Source organism: Streptomyces sp. NPDC002776 (assembly GCF_053592195.1).
In genome coordinates, this window is the sequence record NZ_JBSFVG010000002.1 from 513069 (window position 1) to 527634 (window position 14566).

At 71.3% G+C, this 14566-nt stretch carries 11 protein-coding genes; 8 read left to right on the forward strand and 3 right to left on the reverse strand.

Features of this window, described 5'->3' with window-relative positions; translation table 11 throughout:
- The first annotated feature begins 189 nt into the window (after nt 1-189).
- The gene (locus ACWD11_RS06485) at nt 190-1224 is read left to right on the forward strand and encodes a LacI family DNA-binding transcriptional regulator (RefSeq protein ID WP_389416391.1); all 1035 of its coding nucleotides are present in this window, start codon (nt 190-192) and stop codon (nt 1222-1224) included.
- A 108-nt stretch (nt 1225-1332) separates the two neighbouring features.
- Entirely contained in the window at nt 1333-2175 is an 843-nt protein-coding gene (locus tag ACWD11_RS06490) for a phosphatase PAP2 family protein (protein WP_389416390.1), read from the forward strand.
- Here ACWD11_RS06490 and ACWD11_RS06495 read toward each other — a convergent pair.
- Complete coding sequence (locus ACWD11_RS06495) at nt 2172-5156, reverse strand: bifunctional [glutamine synthetase] adenylyltransferase/[glutamine synthetase]-adenylyl-L-tyrosine phosphorylase (RefSeq protein WP_451281617.1); 2985 nt, start codon at nt 5154-5156, stop codon at nt 2172-2174. The genes ACWD11_RS06490 and ACWD11_RS06495 overlap by 4 nt on opposite strands.
- Before the next feature lie 184 nt (nt 5157-5340).
- On the opposite strand from ACWD11_RS06495, the gene ACWD11_RS06500 reads away from it, so the two are divergent.
- Complete coding sequence (locus ACWD11_RS06500) at nt 5341-5790, forward strand: VOC family protein (RefSeq protein WP_389416388.1); 450 nt, start codon at nt 5341-5343, stop codon at nt 5788-5790.
- Nucleotides 5791-5857: 67 nt separating this feature from the next.
- Here the strand turns inward: ACWD11_RS06500 and glnA are convergent, their stop codons facing one another.
- Complete coding sequence (gene glnA, locus ACWD11_RS06505; protein ID WP_250070229.1) at nt 5858-7219, reverse strand: type I glutamate--ammonia ligase; 1362 nt, start codon at nt 7217-7219, stop codon at nt 5858-5860.
- Between the two features lie 374 nt (nt 7220-7593).
- On the opposite strand from glnA, the gene ACWD11_RS06510 reads away from it, so the two are divergent.
- The 3 genes from ACWD11_RS06510 to ACWD11_RS06520 all read left to right on the forward strand — a co-directional run bounded on the left by ACWD11_RS06510 (nt 7594) and on the right by ACWD11_RS06520 (nt 10697).
- Complete coding sequence (locus ACWD11_RS06510) at nt 7594-8256, forward strand: DUF3105 domain-containing protein (RefSeq protein WP_389416387.1); 663 nt, start codon at nt 7594-7596, stop codon at nt 8254-8256.
- Nucleotides 8253-8876, forward strand: a complete 624-nt coding sequence (locus ACWD11_RS06515) for a DUF305 domain-containing protein (protein WP_451281619.1) — start codon at nt 8253-8255, stop codon at nt 8874-8876. Before ACWD11_RS06510 ends, ACWD11_RS06515 begins: the two co-directional genes overlap by 4 nt.
- Before the next feature lie 66 nt (nt 8877-8942).
- Nucleotides 8943-10697 carry an NAD+ synthase gene (locus tag ACWD11_RS06520; protein ID WP_451281621.1) on the forward strand — a complete coding sequence of 585 codons (1755 nt, stop codon included), beginning with the start codon at nt 8943-8945 and terminating at the stop codon, nt 10695-10697.
- Nucleotides 10698-10770: 73 nt separating this feature from the next.
- Here ACWD11_RS06520 and panB read toward each other — a convergent pair whose 3' ends face one another.
- A complete protein-coding gene (gene panB, locus ACWD11_RS06525; protein WP_451281623.1) occupies nt 10771-11637 on the reverse strand; it encodes a 3-methyl-2-oxobutanoate hydroxymethyltransferase in 867 nt (288 codons plus the stop codon).
- A gap of 194 nt (nt 11638-11831) precedes the next feature.
- On the opposite strand from panB, the gene ACWD11_RS06530 reads away from it, so the two are divergent.
- Complete coding sequence (locus ACWD11_RS06530; protein WP_451281625.1) at nt 11832-13382, forward strand: MFS transporter; 1551 nt, start codon at nt 11832-11834, stop codon at nt 13380-13382.
- A 492-nt stretch (nt 13383-13874) separates the two neighbouring features.
- Nucleotides 13875-14510 (forward strand): TetR/AcrR family transcriptional regulator, encoded by a 636-nt coding sequence (locus ACWD11_RS06535; protein ID WP_451281627.1) that lies wholly within the window; start codon nt 13875-13877, stop codon nt 14508-14510.
- Nucleotides 14511-14566 lie beyond the last annotated feature (56 nt).

Consider the following 14566-nt stretch of genomic DNA (forward strand, 5'->3'; position numbering starts at 1 on the left):
ACCGCCGTGAGACCGTTGTTCTGCGGGGTTGAGCGGCCAAGGACGGGGTTGTGCAAGACTTGCAAGCTCTTGCCATCCGTTTCACGAGGGGACGCCATGCCGCAGCAACCCGCAGCGCGCCGGTCGAACGCCCGCACCCGGCGTCCGATTGGTGTGCAAGGTGACATACGGCCGGTACAGTCCAGTGCCGTGACCACACGGCTTGCTGACATCGCTGCGCAGGCGGGGGTGAGCGAAGCGACCGTCAGCCGGGTCCTGAACGGGAAGCCGGGCGTCGCCGCCACCACCCGCCAGTCCGTTCTCGCCGCCCTCGACGTGCTCGGGTACGAACGCCCGGTACGGCTGCGACAGCGCAGCGAGGGCCTGGTGGGCCTGATCACCCCGGAGCTGGAGAACCCGATATTCCCGGCCCTGGCCCAGGTGATCGGCCAGGCGCTGACCAGGCAGGGCTACACGCCGGTGCTCGCCACCCAGACGCCCGGCGGCTCCACCGAGGACGAGCTGACCGAGATGCTGGTCGACCGCGGGGTCGCGGGGATCATCTACGTCTCCGGACTGCACGCGGACACCACGGCCGACATGGAGCGCTACGAGCGACTGCGCGCCCAGGGTGTCCCCTTCGTCCTCGTCGACGGCTTCTCCCCCAAGGTGCAGGCGCCCTTCATCTCCCCCGACGACCGGGCGGCGATGACGCTCGCGGTCACGCACCTGGTCTCCCTCGGTCACACCCGGATCGGTCTCGCGCTCGGCCCGAAGCGGTTCGTGCCGGTCCAGCGGAAGATCGACGGCTTCGTGCGGACCATGCAGGACCAGCTGGGCCTGGCCGCCGAGGTGATAGAGACCCAGTTCGTCCAGCACTCGCTGTACACCCTGGAGGGCGGCCAGGCGGCCGCCACGGCGCTGATGGACCGCGACTGCACCGCGGTGGTCTGCGCCAGCGACATGATGGCGCTGGGCGCCATACGGGCCGCCCGGCAGCGCGGCCTGGAGGTGCCGACGGACATCTCGGTCGTCGGCTTCGACGACTCCCCGCTGATCGCCTTCACCGACCCGCCGCTGACGACGGTGCGCAAGCCGGTCCCGGCGATGGGCCAGGCCGCGGTGCGTACGTTGCTGGAGGAGATCGGCGGGACTCCGGCACCGCACAGTGAATTCGTGTTCATGCCGGAACTGGTGGTGCGCGGTTCGACCGCTTCGGCCCCTGGGGACCGAAATCGTCCCTAGGTCGTAGACCGAACGACCGGGTACCGTGCACCCGTCGTAGAACGTGCGACCGGAACCAGACCAGGGGATGATCGGTGGGGGAAGGCGTTTCTGGCAGACTCTGTGCCTATGGGTGACATGACCGTGACCGAGCTGGAGGACCGCGCACAGGCGGCCGTTCCGCACCCCGTCACGGCGGCGGACAGACCGGGTCTGCTGCGCCGGGTGCGCGCTCCGCGTCGGCCCCGGCTGTGGTTCGAGATCCTGCTGATCGCTGTGAGTTACTGGACGTACTCACTCGTCCGCAATGCCGTCCCGGAGCAGAAGTCCGAGGCACTGCGCAACGCCGACTGGATCTGGAAGGCGGAGCAGACGCTCGGCCTCGCCGTGGAGCAGTCGTTCAACCACGCGGTCAACTCCGTGACTTGGCTCATCGTGGGCATGAACTACTACTACGCGACGCTGCACTTCGTGGTGACACTCGGTGTACTGGTGTGGCTGTACCGCAGCCACCCGGGACGCTACGCGGCCACCCGCACGGTGCTCTTCGCGACCACGGGTGTGGCCCTGCTCGGTTACTACCTGTATCCACTCGCCCCGCCCCGGCTGATGACCGGCGGCGCCTTCATCGACACCGTACTGGTCCACCAGACGTGGGGCTCGATGGCCTCGGGCGACCTGAAGAACATGTCGAACCAGTACGCCGCCATGCCCTCCATGCACATCGGCTGGTCGCTGTGGTGCGGGCTGACCATCTTCGCGCTGGCGTCGGTGCCGTGGGCGAAGGTGCTGGGCGTGCTCTACCCGGTGGTCACGCTGGTCGTCATCGTCGCCACCGCCAACCACTTCTGGCTGGACGCGGTCGGCGGCCTGCTCTGCCTGGCCTTCGGCTACGCGCTGGTACGGCTGTGGTACGGAGCGCTGCCGCACGCCCTGCCGAAGCTGGTGCCGGCCGCGGTCCCCCGGCGCTAGCCGGTGTAGAACAGCGCGTCCACCACGGCCCGGGCCCGGCGGGCGGTGCGGCGGTAGTCGTCGAGCATGTCGCCGACGTGGCCGGGGCCGTAGCCGAGGTAGCGGCCCACCGCGGCCAGTTCCCGGGCGTCCGAGGGGAAGGTGTCCCCGGCGCGTCCGCGGACCAGCATCACGGCGTTGCGGACCCGGGTGGCGAGGACCCAGGCCTCGTCGAGGGTGGCCGCGTCCTCCGCGGGCATCAGGCCGGCTCCGGCCGCCGCGGACAGCGCGGCCCGGGTACGGGTGGTGCGCAGGCCGGGCTGGCCGGCACCGTGGCGCAACTGGAGCAGTTGGACCGTCCACTCGACGTCGGAGAGACCGCCGGGTCCCAGCTTGGTGTGCAACTTGGGGTCGGCGCCGCGCGGGAGGCGTTCGGACTCCATACGGGCCTTCAGGCGGCGGATCTCGCGGACCGCGTCGTCGGTGAGACCGGTCGGCGGGTAGCGCAGGGGGTCGATCAGTTCGACGAAGCGGCGGCCCAGGTCCTCGTCCCCGGCGACCGGCTCGGCCCGCAGCAGCGCCTGGGACTCCCAGCCCAGGGACCAGCGGCGGTAGTAGGCCTCGTAGGACTTCAGGGTGCGCACCAGGGGGCCCGACTTGCCCTCGGGGCGCAGGTCGGCGTCGATCAGCAGGGGCGGGTCGGCGCTCGGGATCTGGAGCAGGCGGCGCATCTCGGAGACGACGCGGTTCGCGGCCTGGGCGGCCTCGTGCTCGTCGACGCCGTCGCGGGGCTCGTGCACGAACAGCACGTCCGCGTCGGAGCCGTAGCCCAGCTCGTGGCCACCGAAGCGGCCCATGCCGATGACGGCGAACCGGGTGGGCAGGGTGTCGCCCCAGCCCTCGCGGACGACCGCGCGCAGGGTGCCGGCCAGGGTCGCCGCGGTCAGGTCGGAGACGGCGGCGCCGACCCGGTCCACCAGGGCGCCCTGGTCGGCCTCGGCGGGATGGGCCTCGGTGCCGTAGGAGCCGACGATGTCGGCGGCGGCCGTACGGAACAGCTCGCGGCGGCGTACGCCGCGGGCCGCGGTGACGGCGTGGGCGCCGCTGTCGGCGCGGTTGACCGCGGCGAGGATCTCCTGTTCCAGATGGGCGCGGGGGCGCGGCGCGAGGCCGCCGCTGTCACCGTCGCCGAGCAGGGCCACGGCCTCGGGGGCGCGCATCAGCAGGTCCGGGGCGAGCCGCCCGGCGGACAGCACCCGCGCGAGGTTCTCGGCCGCCGCGCCCTCGTCCCTGAGCAGCCGGAGGTACCAGGGGGTCTTGCCGAGGGCGTCGGAGACCTTGCGGAAGTTGAGCAGGCCCGCGTCGGGGTCGGCGGAGTCGGCGAACCAGCCGAGCAGGACGGGCAGCAGGGTGCGCTGGATGGCGGCCTTGCGGGTGACGCCGGACGCCAGTGCCTCCAGGTGCCGCAGCGCGGCGGCCGGGTCGGCGTAGCCGAGTGCGACGAGCCGTTCGCGGGCCGCCTCGCTGCTCAACCGGGCCTCTCCGGGGGCGAGTTGGGCGACGGCGTCGAGCAGCGGCCGGTAGAACAGCTTCTCGTGCAGCCGCCGTACGACGGAGGAGTGCCGCCGCCACTCGCGGTTCAGTTCGGCCACCGGGTCGCTGCGCAGGCCCAGCGAGCGGCCGATGCGCCGCAGATCGGCCTCGTCCTCGGGGACGAGGTGGGTGCGGCGCAGCCGGTAGAGCTGGATGCGGTGCTCCATGGAGCGCAGGAAGCGGTAGGCGGCGTCGAGTTGGGCGAAGTCGGCGCGGGCGACGTAGCCGCCGGCGGCGAGGGCCTTCAGGGCTTCCAGGGTGGAGCCGCTGCGCAGCGAGGCGTCGGCCCGCCCGTGCACCAACTGCAGCAACTGTACGGCGAATTCGACGTCCCTGAGGCCGCCGGGGCCGAGCTTGAGCTGGCGGTCGACTTCGGCGAGGGGGATGTTCTCGACCACCCGGCGCCGCATCTTCTGCACGTCGGCGACGAAGTTCTCCCGCTCGGCGGCCTTCCAGACCAGGGGTTCCAGGGCGGCGACGTACTCCTCGCCGAGCGCGATGTCACCGGCGACCGGGCGGGCCTTGAGCAGTGCCTGGAACTCCCAGGTCTTCGCCCAGCGTTGGTAGTAGGCGAGGTGGCTGGAGAGGGTACGGACCAGCGGGCCGTTCCTCCCCTCGGGCCGCAGGTTGGCGTCCACGGGCCAGATCGAGCCCTCGACGGTGGTCTCCGAGCAGATCCGCATCATGTGCGAGGCGAGCTTGGTGGCCGCTCTGAGGGCCTTGGTCTCGTCGACCCCCTCCGCCGCCTCGCCGACGAAGATGACGTCGACGTCGGAGACGTAATTGAGTTCGTGGCCCCCGCACTTGCCCATCGCGATCACCGCGAGCCGGCACGCGGCGGCGTCGTCGGGGGCGGCGGCCCCGGCGAGGGCGAGCGCGGCGCGCAGGGTGGCGGTGGCGAGGTCGGCGAGTTCGGCGGCGGACTCGGCGACATCGGTGGTGCCGCACACGTCACGGGCGGCGATGGACAGCAGGCAGCGCCGGTAGGCCACCCGCAGCGAGACCGGGTCGGTGGCCTCGGCCAGACCCCGCTCGAACTCGGCGACGCCGGGGTGCAGGTCCCGGGGCTCGTAGGTGACCAGGGCACGCCAGTCGTCGGAGTGCCGGGCGAGGTGTTCGGCGAGTGCGGCGGAGGCGCCGAGGACGCCGAGGAGGCGGTCGCGCAGCGGCTTGGCGGCTATCACCGTGTCCAGCAGGTCCCGGCCGGACTGTGCCTCCAGCAGGCGGACCAGGCCGTGCAGGGCGAGATCGGGGTCGGCGGTGGCGCCGAGGGCCTCCAGCAGCACCGGGTCGTCGCGCACGGGGGCCAGTTCCGGGGCCTCCAGCAGCCGCTCGGCGGCGCTCGGGTCGGTGAAGCCGTGCCGAAGCAGGCGCGTGAAGGTACTGCTCCTGCGCCCCGGCGCCGTCATCCTGGGCCTCCCGTCCGATCAAGGTCGTACGCGCCCGAGCCTAACCGCTGCGCTCGGCTCGGGCGGGGTGAGCCCGGTCGGGAACGGAACCTTCTTTATCGGTGGCGCGGGGCCCTGTTTTCCGCTTCGGTGAGGGTGAACCGTTCGGCCAGATTCGTTGGCGATTCTCCAGGGAGGACCAGTTATGGACTTCACGCTCGAAGTGATCCCGCTGCCCGTGAGCGACATCGACCGGGCCCGGGACTTCTACCGGGACAAGGTCGGCTTCCACGTCGACATCGACCAGGAGGTCATGCCCGGGATGCGGATCGTCCAGCTGACCCCGCCCGGCTCCGGCTGCTCGATCGCGCTGGGCGACAGCCTGTGGGACCTGACCAACGGCGAGGGCAAGCCGCGGCCCGGCTCTTACCAGGGCCTTCAGCTGTGCGTGGCGGACATCAAGGCGGCGCGCGCGGAGCTGGTGGAGCGGGGCCTGGAGGTGTCGGAGCCGGTCCAGTACACACCGGACGACGGCGCCACGTTCATGTACTTCAAGGACCCCGACGGCAACGGCTGGTCGATCCAGGAGTACCGCCGCAGGGCGACGGAACCGCTGCACAAGGCACTGTCGGACCAGGCCGGCCGGCGGGACTGACGGACCGGCCCGACACGGCTAGGGCCGACGGCACCTCGCCGTCGGCCCGGGTGTGCGCCGCGTGCGCCTACAGCACCGGCAGGTTCTTGCGCAGTTCGAAGGCCGTGACCTCGCTGCGGTACTCCTCCCACTCCTGGCGCTTGTTGCGCAGGAAGAAGTCGAAGACGTGTTCGCCCAGGGTCTCGGCGACCAGGTCGCTGTTCTCCATCAGGGTCAGGGCCTCGCCGAGGTTCTGCGGGAGGGGCTCGATGCCCATCGCGCGGCGCTCGGCGTTGGACAGCGCCCAGACGTCGTCCTCGGCGCCCGGCGGCAGCTCGTAGCCCTCCTCGATGCCCTTGAGGCCGGCGGCCAGCAGGACGGCGTAGGCCAGGTAGGGGTTGGCGCCGGAGTCCAGGGAGCGGACCTCCACGCGCGCGGAGCCGGTCTTGCCGGGCTTGTACATGGGCACGCGGACCAGGGCCGAGCGGTTGTTGTGGCCCCAGCAGATGTACGACGGCGCCTCGCCGCCCGCGCCGGCCGTGCGCTCGGAGCCGCCCCAGATGCGCTTGTAGGAGTTCACCCACTGGTTGGTGACCGCCGAGATCTCCGCGGCGTGCTTGAGCAGGCCCGCGATGAAGGAGCGGCCGACCTTGGAGAGCTGGTACTCCGAGCCCGACTCGTAGAAGGCGTTGCGGTCGCCCTCGAAGAGGGAGAGGTGGGTGTGCATGCCGGAGCCGGGGTGCTCGCTGAACGGCTTGGGCATGAAGGTCGCCTGCACGCCCTGCTCCAGCGCCACCTGCTTCATGACCAGGCGGAACGTCATGATGTTGTCCGCGGTGGACAGCGCGTCGGCGTAGCGCAGGTCGATCTCCTGCTGGCCGGGCGCGCCCTCGTGGTGGGAGAACTCCACCGAGATGCCCATCGACTCCAGCATGGTGATCGCCTGGCGGCGGAAGTCCATGCCGACGTTGGTCGGGGTGTGGTCGAAGTAGCCGGAGTTGTCGGCCGGGGTGGGGCGGGAGCCGTCCAGGGGGCGGTCCTTCAGCAGGAAGAACTCGATCTCGGGGTGAGTGTAGAAGGTGAAGCCCAGGTCCGAGGTGCGGGCCAGGGCGCGCTTGAGGACGTAGCGCGGGTCCGCGAAGGACGGGGAGCCGTCGGGCATCAGGATGTCGCAGAACATCCGGGCCGTGCCGGGGGTCTCCGCGCGCCAGGGCAGGACCTGGAAGGTGGAGGGGTCCGGCTTGGCGATCATGTCGGACTCGTAGACCCGGGCGAAGCCCTCGATGGCCGAGCCGTCGAAGCCGATGCCCTCGTCGAAGGCCTGCTCCAGCTCGGCCGGGGCCACGGCGACGGACTTGAGGAAGCCCAGCACGTCCGTGAACCACAGGCGTACGAACCGGATGTCGCGCTCCTCCAACGTACGGAGCACGAACTCCTGCTGCTTGTCCATCTTCCGCTTCCCCATCCTTGCTGGTCAGGCCGCCTGCCCCGCGCACCGCGGGAAGTCGGTCGGGCACCTGAGCATCACACCACAACAGCATTTCGCGCGCGTTGCCGACCTTGATCGGCCGTCCGACCTCGGTCTGAACACCCGGCGTGCCGCGCGTGCACCGCTCTGCCGCCCATCTTGCCTGCTCGGACCGACATCCGTAATGCCCGGCCGTCGGCGGCTGTGACCCACAATGGTTCTTGGGGCACCTGTCGGGTGCCTGTCGATTGCGTTGCGATCCGGCCCATTCCTGTGACCTCCCTTCGAGAGGTCCCTGCTTCCCCATTACGATCAGCGGACTCGACCGTCCCTTTTCCCCAGAAGGACATCACGCCATGGGATCCGCCAAGAAGAGCAACTCCGCGGCGCGCAAGGCCCGCATAGAAGAGATGCGGCGCGCCGAGCAGTCCCGCGAGCGCCGCAACCGGATGCTCACCATCGGCGCCAGCGTGACGGTCGTCGCCGCCCTGGTCGTCGGCGGTGTCGTCCTGGTCCAGTCGCAGTCCGACGACAGCGACTCGGTCGACTCCAAGACCACGGGTTCCCTGGTGGCCGGCTCCGACGGCGTGAGCACCTGGCAGGGCGGCAAGCTGAGCCAGACCCACGTCGACAAGAAGGTGAAGTACCCGGTCGAGCCCCCGGTCGGCGGCGACCACAACGCGGTCTGGCAGAACTGCAACGGCGACGTCTACACCGAGGAAGTGGCGAACGAGAACGCCGTGCACTCCCTGGAGCACGGCGCGGTCTGGGTGACGTACACCAGCAAGGCGTCGAAGGCCGACGTGGACGCGCTGGCGGCGAAGGTGAAGAAGACGCCGTACACGCTGATGAGCCCGTACGAGAACCAGAAGGCGCCGATCATGCTCTCGGCGTGGGGCGCGCAGCGCACGGTGAAGAGCGCGAGCGACCCGGACCTCGACAAGTTCTTCGAGAAGTACGTCCAGGGCAAGCAGACGCCGGAGCCGGGCGCCGCGTGCACGGGCGGTAAGGCGCAGTGAGGAAGCACGTCGGCTGGATCGCGGGGACCGCGGCGGCGGTGCTCGTCGCGGCCGGCGCGATCACCTACGCCGTCGCGGGGGACGGGGGGTCCGACGCGGCCCCCGCCGCCGGCTCCGCGGACGCGGGGTTCGCGCGGGACATGGCGGTGCACCACCAGCAGGCCGTGGAGATGTCGTACATCGTGCGCGACCGCACGGACGACGAAGAGGTGCGGCGCCTGGCGTACGACATCGCTCAGACGCAGGCCAACCAGCGCGGGATGCTGCTGGGCTGGCTCGATCTGTGGGAGCTGCCGAAGTTCTCCGCACAGCCGCCGATGACCTGGATGGACATGGGCTCCATGCCCGCCGGCGAGGACGGCGCGCTGATGCCCGGCATGGCGACGGACACCGAGATGAAGAAGCTGAACACGCTCGACGGGAAGCAGGCGGAGGTCTTCTACCTCCAGCTGATGACCGACCACCACAAGGGCGGCGTCCACATGGCCGAGGCCTGTGTGAAGCGGTGCGAGGTGGACGTGGAGAAGCGGCTCGCGCAGACCATGGTCAACGGTCAGGAGTCGGAGATCGGGCTCATGGCGGACATGCTGAAGGACCGGGGCGCGAAGGCCCGGCCGTAGGCCCCGCCCAAGGTGTCCGGCACCCCTCCCACCCCATCGCGTCGCTCTGACGATTACACTGGGCGCGTGCCTCAACTTCGCCTCGCCCTGAACCAGATCGACTCGCGCGTCGGTGACCTCGCCGGGAACACCGAGTCGATCCTCCGCTGGACCCGGCACTCCGCCGAGCAGAGAGCGCATCTCGTGGCGTTCCCCGAGATGGCGCTGACCGGGTACCCCGTCGAGGACCTGGCCCTGCGGTCCTCCTTCGTGGAGGCGTCCCGCGCGGCCCTGCGCGCGCTGGCCGCCCGGCTCGCCGAGGAGGGCTTCGGGGAGCTGCCGGTGATCGTCGGCTACCTCGACCGCTCCGAGGCGGCCCAGCCGAAGTACGGCCAGCCGGCCGGCGCCCCGCGCAACGCGGCGGCGGTGCTGCACGGCGGCGAGGTGGTGCTCACCTTCGCCAAGCACCACCTGCCGAACTACGGCGTCTTCGACGAGTTCCGCTACTTCGTGCCCGGCGACACCATGCCGGTGGTGCGGGTGCACGGCGTGGACGTGGCCCTCGCCATCTGCGAGGACCTGTGGCAGGACGGCGGCCGGGTGCCCGCGGCGCGGTCCGCCGGGGCCGGCCTGCTGGTCTCCATCAACGCCTCGCCGTACGAGCGCAACAAGGACGACACCCGTCTCGAACTGGTCCGCAAGCGCGCCCAGGAGGCGGGCTGCACCACCGCCTATCTCGCCATGATCGGCGGCCAGGACGAGCTGGTCTTCGACGGCGACTCGATCGTGGTCGACGCGAGCGGCGAGGTGATCGCGCGGGCGCCGCAGTTCGCGGAGGGCTGTGTGGTGCTGGACCTCGACCTGCCGGCGGCCGCCGCCGACGCCCCGGAGGGCGTGGTGGACGACGGGCTCCGGATCGACCGCGTGGTGCTCTCCGAGCAGCCGCTGCCCGCGTACGAGCCGGAGCTGGCGGGCGGTTACGCCGACCGCCTGGAGGACGACGAGGAGGTGTACTCGGCGCTGGTCGTGGGCCTGCGGGCGTATGTGGCCAAGAACGGCTTCCGGTCGGTCCTGATCGGTCTGTCCGGCGGCATCGACTCGGCGCTGGTGGCCGCCATCGCCTGCGACGCGGTGGGCGCGGAGAACGTGTACGGCGTCTCGATGCCGTCCAAGTACTCCTCCGAGCACTCCAAGGGTGACGCGGCGGAGCTCGCCCGGCGGACGGGCCTGAACTTCCGCACGGTCCCGATCGAGCCGATGTTCGACGCCTATATGGCGTCCCTGGGTCTGACCGGCCTGGCGGAGGAGAACCTCCAGTCCCGGCTGCGCGGCACCCTGCTGATGGCGATCTCCAACCAGGAGGGCCACATCGTCCTGGCGCCGGGCAACAAGTCGGAGCTGGCGGTGGGCTATTCGACGCTGTACGGCGACTCGGTGGGCGCGTACGGCCCCATCAAGGACGTGTACAAGACATCGGTCTTCCGCCTCGCGGAGTGGCGGAACCGGGCGGCGGCCGAGCGCGGCCAGACCCCGCCGATCCCGGAGAACTCCATCAGCAAGCCCCCGAGCGCGGAACTGCGCCCGGGCCAGGTCGACACGGACTCCCTGCCGGACTACCCGGTCCTGGACGCGATCCTGGAGCGCTACGTCGACCGCGACGAGGGCGCCGACGTGATCGTCGCGGCCGGTTACGACCCGGCCCTGGTGGCCAAGACCCTGCGCATGGTGGACACGGCGGAGTACAAGCGCCGCCAGTACCCGCCGGGCACGAAGATCTCCCCCAAGGGCTTCGGCAAGGACCGGCGGCTGCCGATCACGAACGGCTGGCGCGAGACCGCGTAGGGGAAGCAGGGACGGACATACGGCAGCCCGCCGACGGGGGAGATCGGCGGGCTGCCTCTGTGCCGCTGTGGCTCTAGTGGACGGAGTGCTCCTCCAGCGGGAAGGTCCCGCCGACGACGTCCTCCGCGAACGCCTTGGCCGCGTCGCCCATGGCCCGGCGCAGGTCGGCGTACTGCTTGACGAACTTGGGCACGCGCCCGCCGGTCAGGCCCATCATGTCCGTCCAGACCAGGACCTGGGCGTCCGTCTCGGCGCCCGCGCCGATGCCGACCGTCGGGATGTGCAGGACCCGGGTGACCTCGGCCGCGAGTTCGGCCGGGACCAGTTCCAGCACGACCGCGAAGGCGCCCGCGTCCTGGACGGCCTTGGCGTCGCGCAGCAGCTGGGCCGCCGCCTCCTCGCCGCGGCCCTGGACGCGGTAGCCCATGGCGTTGACGGACTGCGGGGTCAGGCCGATGTGGGCCATCACCGGGATGCCGGACTCGACCAGCAGCTCGATCTGGCGGTGCGAGCGCTCGCCGCCCTCCAGCTTGACCGCGCCGACGTCGGCCTCCTTCACCAGCCGGGTCGCCGAGCGCAGCGCCTGCACCGGGCCCTCCTGGTAGGACCCGAAGGGCAGGTCGCCGACGATCAGGGCGCGTGAGGTGCCGCGTACGACGGCGGCCGACAGCATGGTCATCTCGTCGAGGGTGACGGGCACGGTGGTCTCGTAGCCGAGGTGGCAGTTACCCGCCGAGTCCCCGACCAGCATGACCGGGATGCCCGCCTCGTCGAAGACGGACGCGGTCATCGCGTCGTAGGCGGTGAGCATGGGCCACTTCTCGCCCCGCTCCTTGGCGGCGGCGATGTCGCGGACGGTGATGCGGCGGGTGCCCTTCCCCCCGTACAGCGCCTTGCTGCCGCCGGAGGGTGAGTTCTGGGCAGCCGAAAGCTGCGTCATGGCAACGGCTCCTTACGTCATCTCGAGGCGCCCTGACGGCGTCCCCGGACCACCTCCATGGTGGCACCTCGTGCCAGGCGCGGCTAGGGGGACCCCGGTCACGCTCGAGCGGGGTGAGAGCCGGGGGTGAGAGCCGGGTAAGAGAATTACGATACGAGACGGATCCGTATTGCAAATCGCCTACCCTGGACGGCATGACTGTCTCCGCTCCCCCTGTACCCCGGATACCGGAAGCGGTGCACCGGCGCCGCTGGGCCATCCTCGGCGTGCTCATGCTGAGCCTGCTGATCATCGTGCTGGACAACTCGATCCTGAACGTCGCCGTCAAGACGATCTCGACCCCCGCCCCGACCGGCCTCGGCGCCACCCAGAGCGAGCTGGAGTGGGCCATCAACGCCTACACCCTGGTTTTCGCGGGGCTGCTGTTCAGCGCCGGTCTGCTCGGCGACCGGCTCGGGCGCAAGCGGGTCCTGCTGGGCGGGCTCGCCGTCTTCGGCATCGGCTCCGCGCTCGCCGCGTTCGCCGGATCGCCGGGCGAGCTCATCGCCTACCGGGCGGTGATGGGCCTCGGCGCCGCCTTCGTCATGCCGGCCACCCTCGCCGTCCTGATGAACGTCTTCGAGCGCGAGGAGCAGCCCAAGGCCATCGGCATCTGGGCGGGCGGGGTGGGTCTGGCCATCGCCATCGGCCCGATCACCGGTGGCGTCCTGCTCGACCACTTCTGGTGGGGCTCGGTGTTCCTCGTCAACGTGCCCATCGTGCTGGTCGCCGTCGCGCTGATGATCTGGCTGGTCCCCGACTCCCGCGACCCGGACCCCGGCCGCGTCGACCCGGTCGGCGTGGTCCTGTCCGTCGCCGGGCTGGTCCTGCTGGTCTACGGCATCATCCGGGGCGGCGAGCTGGCCGACTTCACCGATGTCACCGTGGTGTCGACGATCGGGGCGGGGCTGGCGTTCCTGGTCGCCTTCGTGGTGTTCGAGAAGCGCAGCGACCATCCGTCGATCAACGTCGGCTACTTCCGCGACAAGGTCTTCTCGGCCGCGATCGCCGCCATCGCGCTGGTCTTCTTCGCGCTGATGGGCGTGACGTTCTTCGCCGTCTTCTACACCCAGAGCGTGCGCGGCTACTCGCCGCTGGAGACCGGCCTGCTGTTGCTGCCCCTCGCCGTCGCGCAGCTGCTGTTCGCGCCGCGCGCCCGCCTCCTCGTGGACCGCTTCGGCAACCGGGCCACCACCACCGCGGGCATGGCGCTGATCGCGGCGACGCTGGCCGCGTTCGCCACGCTGGACGCGGACACGCCGATCTGGATCCTCGAGGTGATCTTCTTCCTCATGGGCACCGGCATGGCGCACATCATGACGCCGGTCAGCGTCGTGATCATGCAGACCCTGCCCCGGGAGAAGGCCGGTTCCGCCTCCGCGCTCAGCAACACCTTCCGCCAGGTCGGCGGCGCCCTCGGGATCGCGGTCCTCGGCTCGGTGCTCTCCACGGCGTACCGCTCCTCGATCGAGGACGACCTCGGCGCGGTGCCGGCCGGGCTGCGGCACAGCGCGGGCGAGTCCATCGAGTCGACCCTCGCGGCCGCGGCGCGGCTCGGCCCCGAGGGGCAGCCCCTGGTCGACCGGGCCAACGACGCCTTCCTGCACGCCATGCACGTCACGGCCCTGGGCGGCGCGGCGGTGGCGGTGGTCGGCGCGGTGGTGGTGGCACTGTTCCTGCCGGGGCGAACTGGGGGGCGGTCCTGAGGCCGGGGGGCCTCCGGGGCGGTCCTCAGGCCGGGGGGCCTCCGGGGCGGTCCTCAGGCCGGGCGGGTCGACCAGCATCTTGGCGACAGCGCCCCCGGCCGCGCCGGCGCCCGAAATGACCGCCCGCAGCTGCCCGATCTCCCGCCGGCTCAGCCGCGCCGCGTTCCGCAGCGCCGCCAGCGCGGAGGGCCGGTCCTCAGGCCGGGGGGAACGCCGGGCCGGTCCACTGGCCGAGGGAACTACGGCCCGGCCCCGGGGCCGCGGGGAACCCCGGCCCGGCCCAGAGGCCGCAGGGAACTCCAGCCCTCCTCATGCCGGGCGGAACCCCGGCCCGGGTCCAGGGGCCGCGGGGAACTCCAGTCCGGTCCGGAGGCCGCAGGGAACCCCGGCTCGGGTCCAGGGCCGCAGGGAACTCCGGCCCTGTCATGAGGCCGGGCGGGACCGGGGCCCCGTCCTGAGGGAGAATCCCCCGACCACAGAAGGGACGCACACGTGACAGTCGCCGACAGTCAGCCCGGCCCGGTTCGGGGCCGCCCGCGCAGCGAGGCCGTGGAGCGCGCCATCATCGAGGGCGTGATGCGGCTGCTGGAGGAGGGCGTACCGCTCGCGGAGCTCTCCATCGAGCGGATCGCCCGTACCGCCGGTGTCGGCAAGGCCACCATCTACCGGCGCTGGCGCGGCAAGGAGGAGCTCTTCGTCGACGTCGTACGCGCCGCCGAGCCCTCCGACCCCGAGCTGCCCGGCACCTCCATGCGCGACGACCTCGTCGTGCTGCTGGAGTCGCTGCGCCGGCGCGGACTGGTCAGCCGCTCCTCGGCGATCCTGCACAACGTGCACGCCCAGATGAAGAGCAGCCCCAAGATCTGGGCGGCGTACCACGCCCTCGTCGTCGCCCCCCGGCGCCGGCTCGGCATCGAGGTGCTGCGCCGCGGCCAGCGCGACGGGGAACTCCGCGAGGACGTCGACGTGGAGCTGCTCAACGACCTGTTCGTGGGCCCCATGCTGCTGCGGTCCGTGATGCGCCCGGACGCGGACCTGCCGGACGGGCTGCCCGAACAGATCGTCGACACCCTGCTGGAGGGGCTACGGCCCGTCAGCTCACCGTCCGTCAGTTCGCCTCCCCCGTAGCGGATGTGCGCGTTTCGTCACAGAGCACGCTTTCCACCGGCGTACCCGGAACTCCG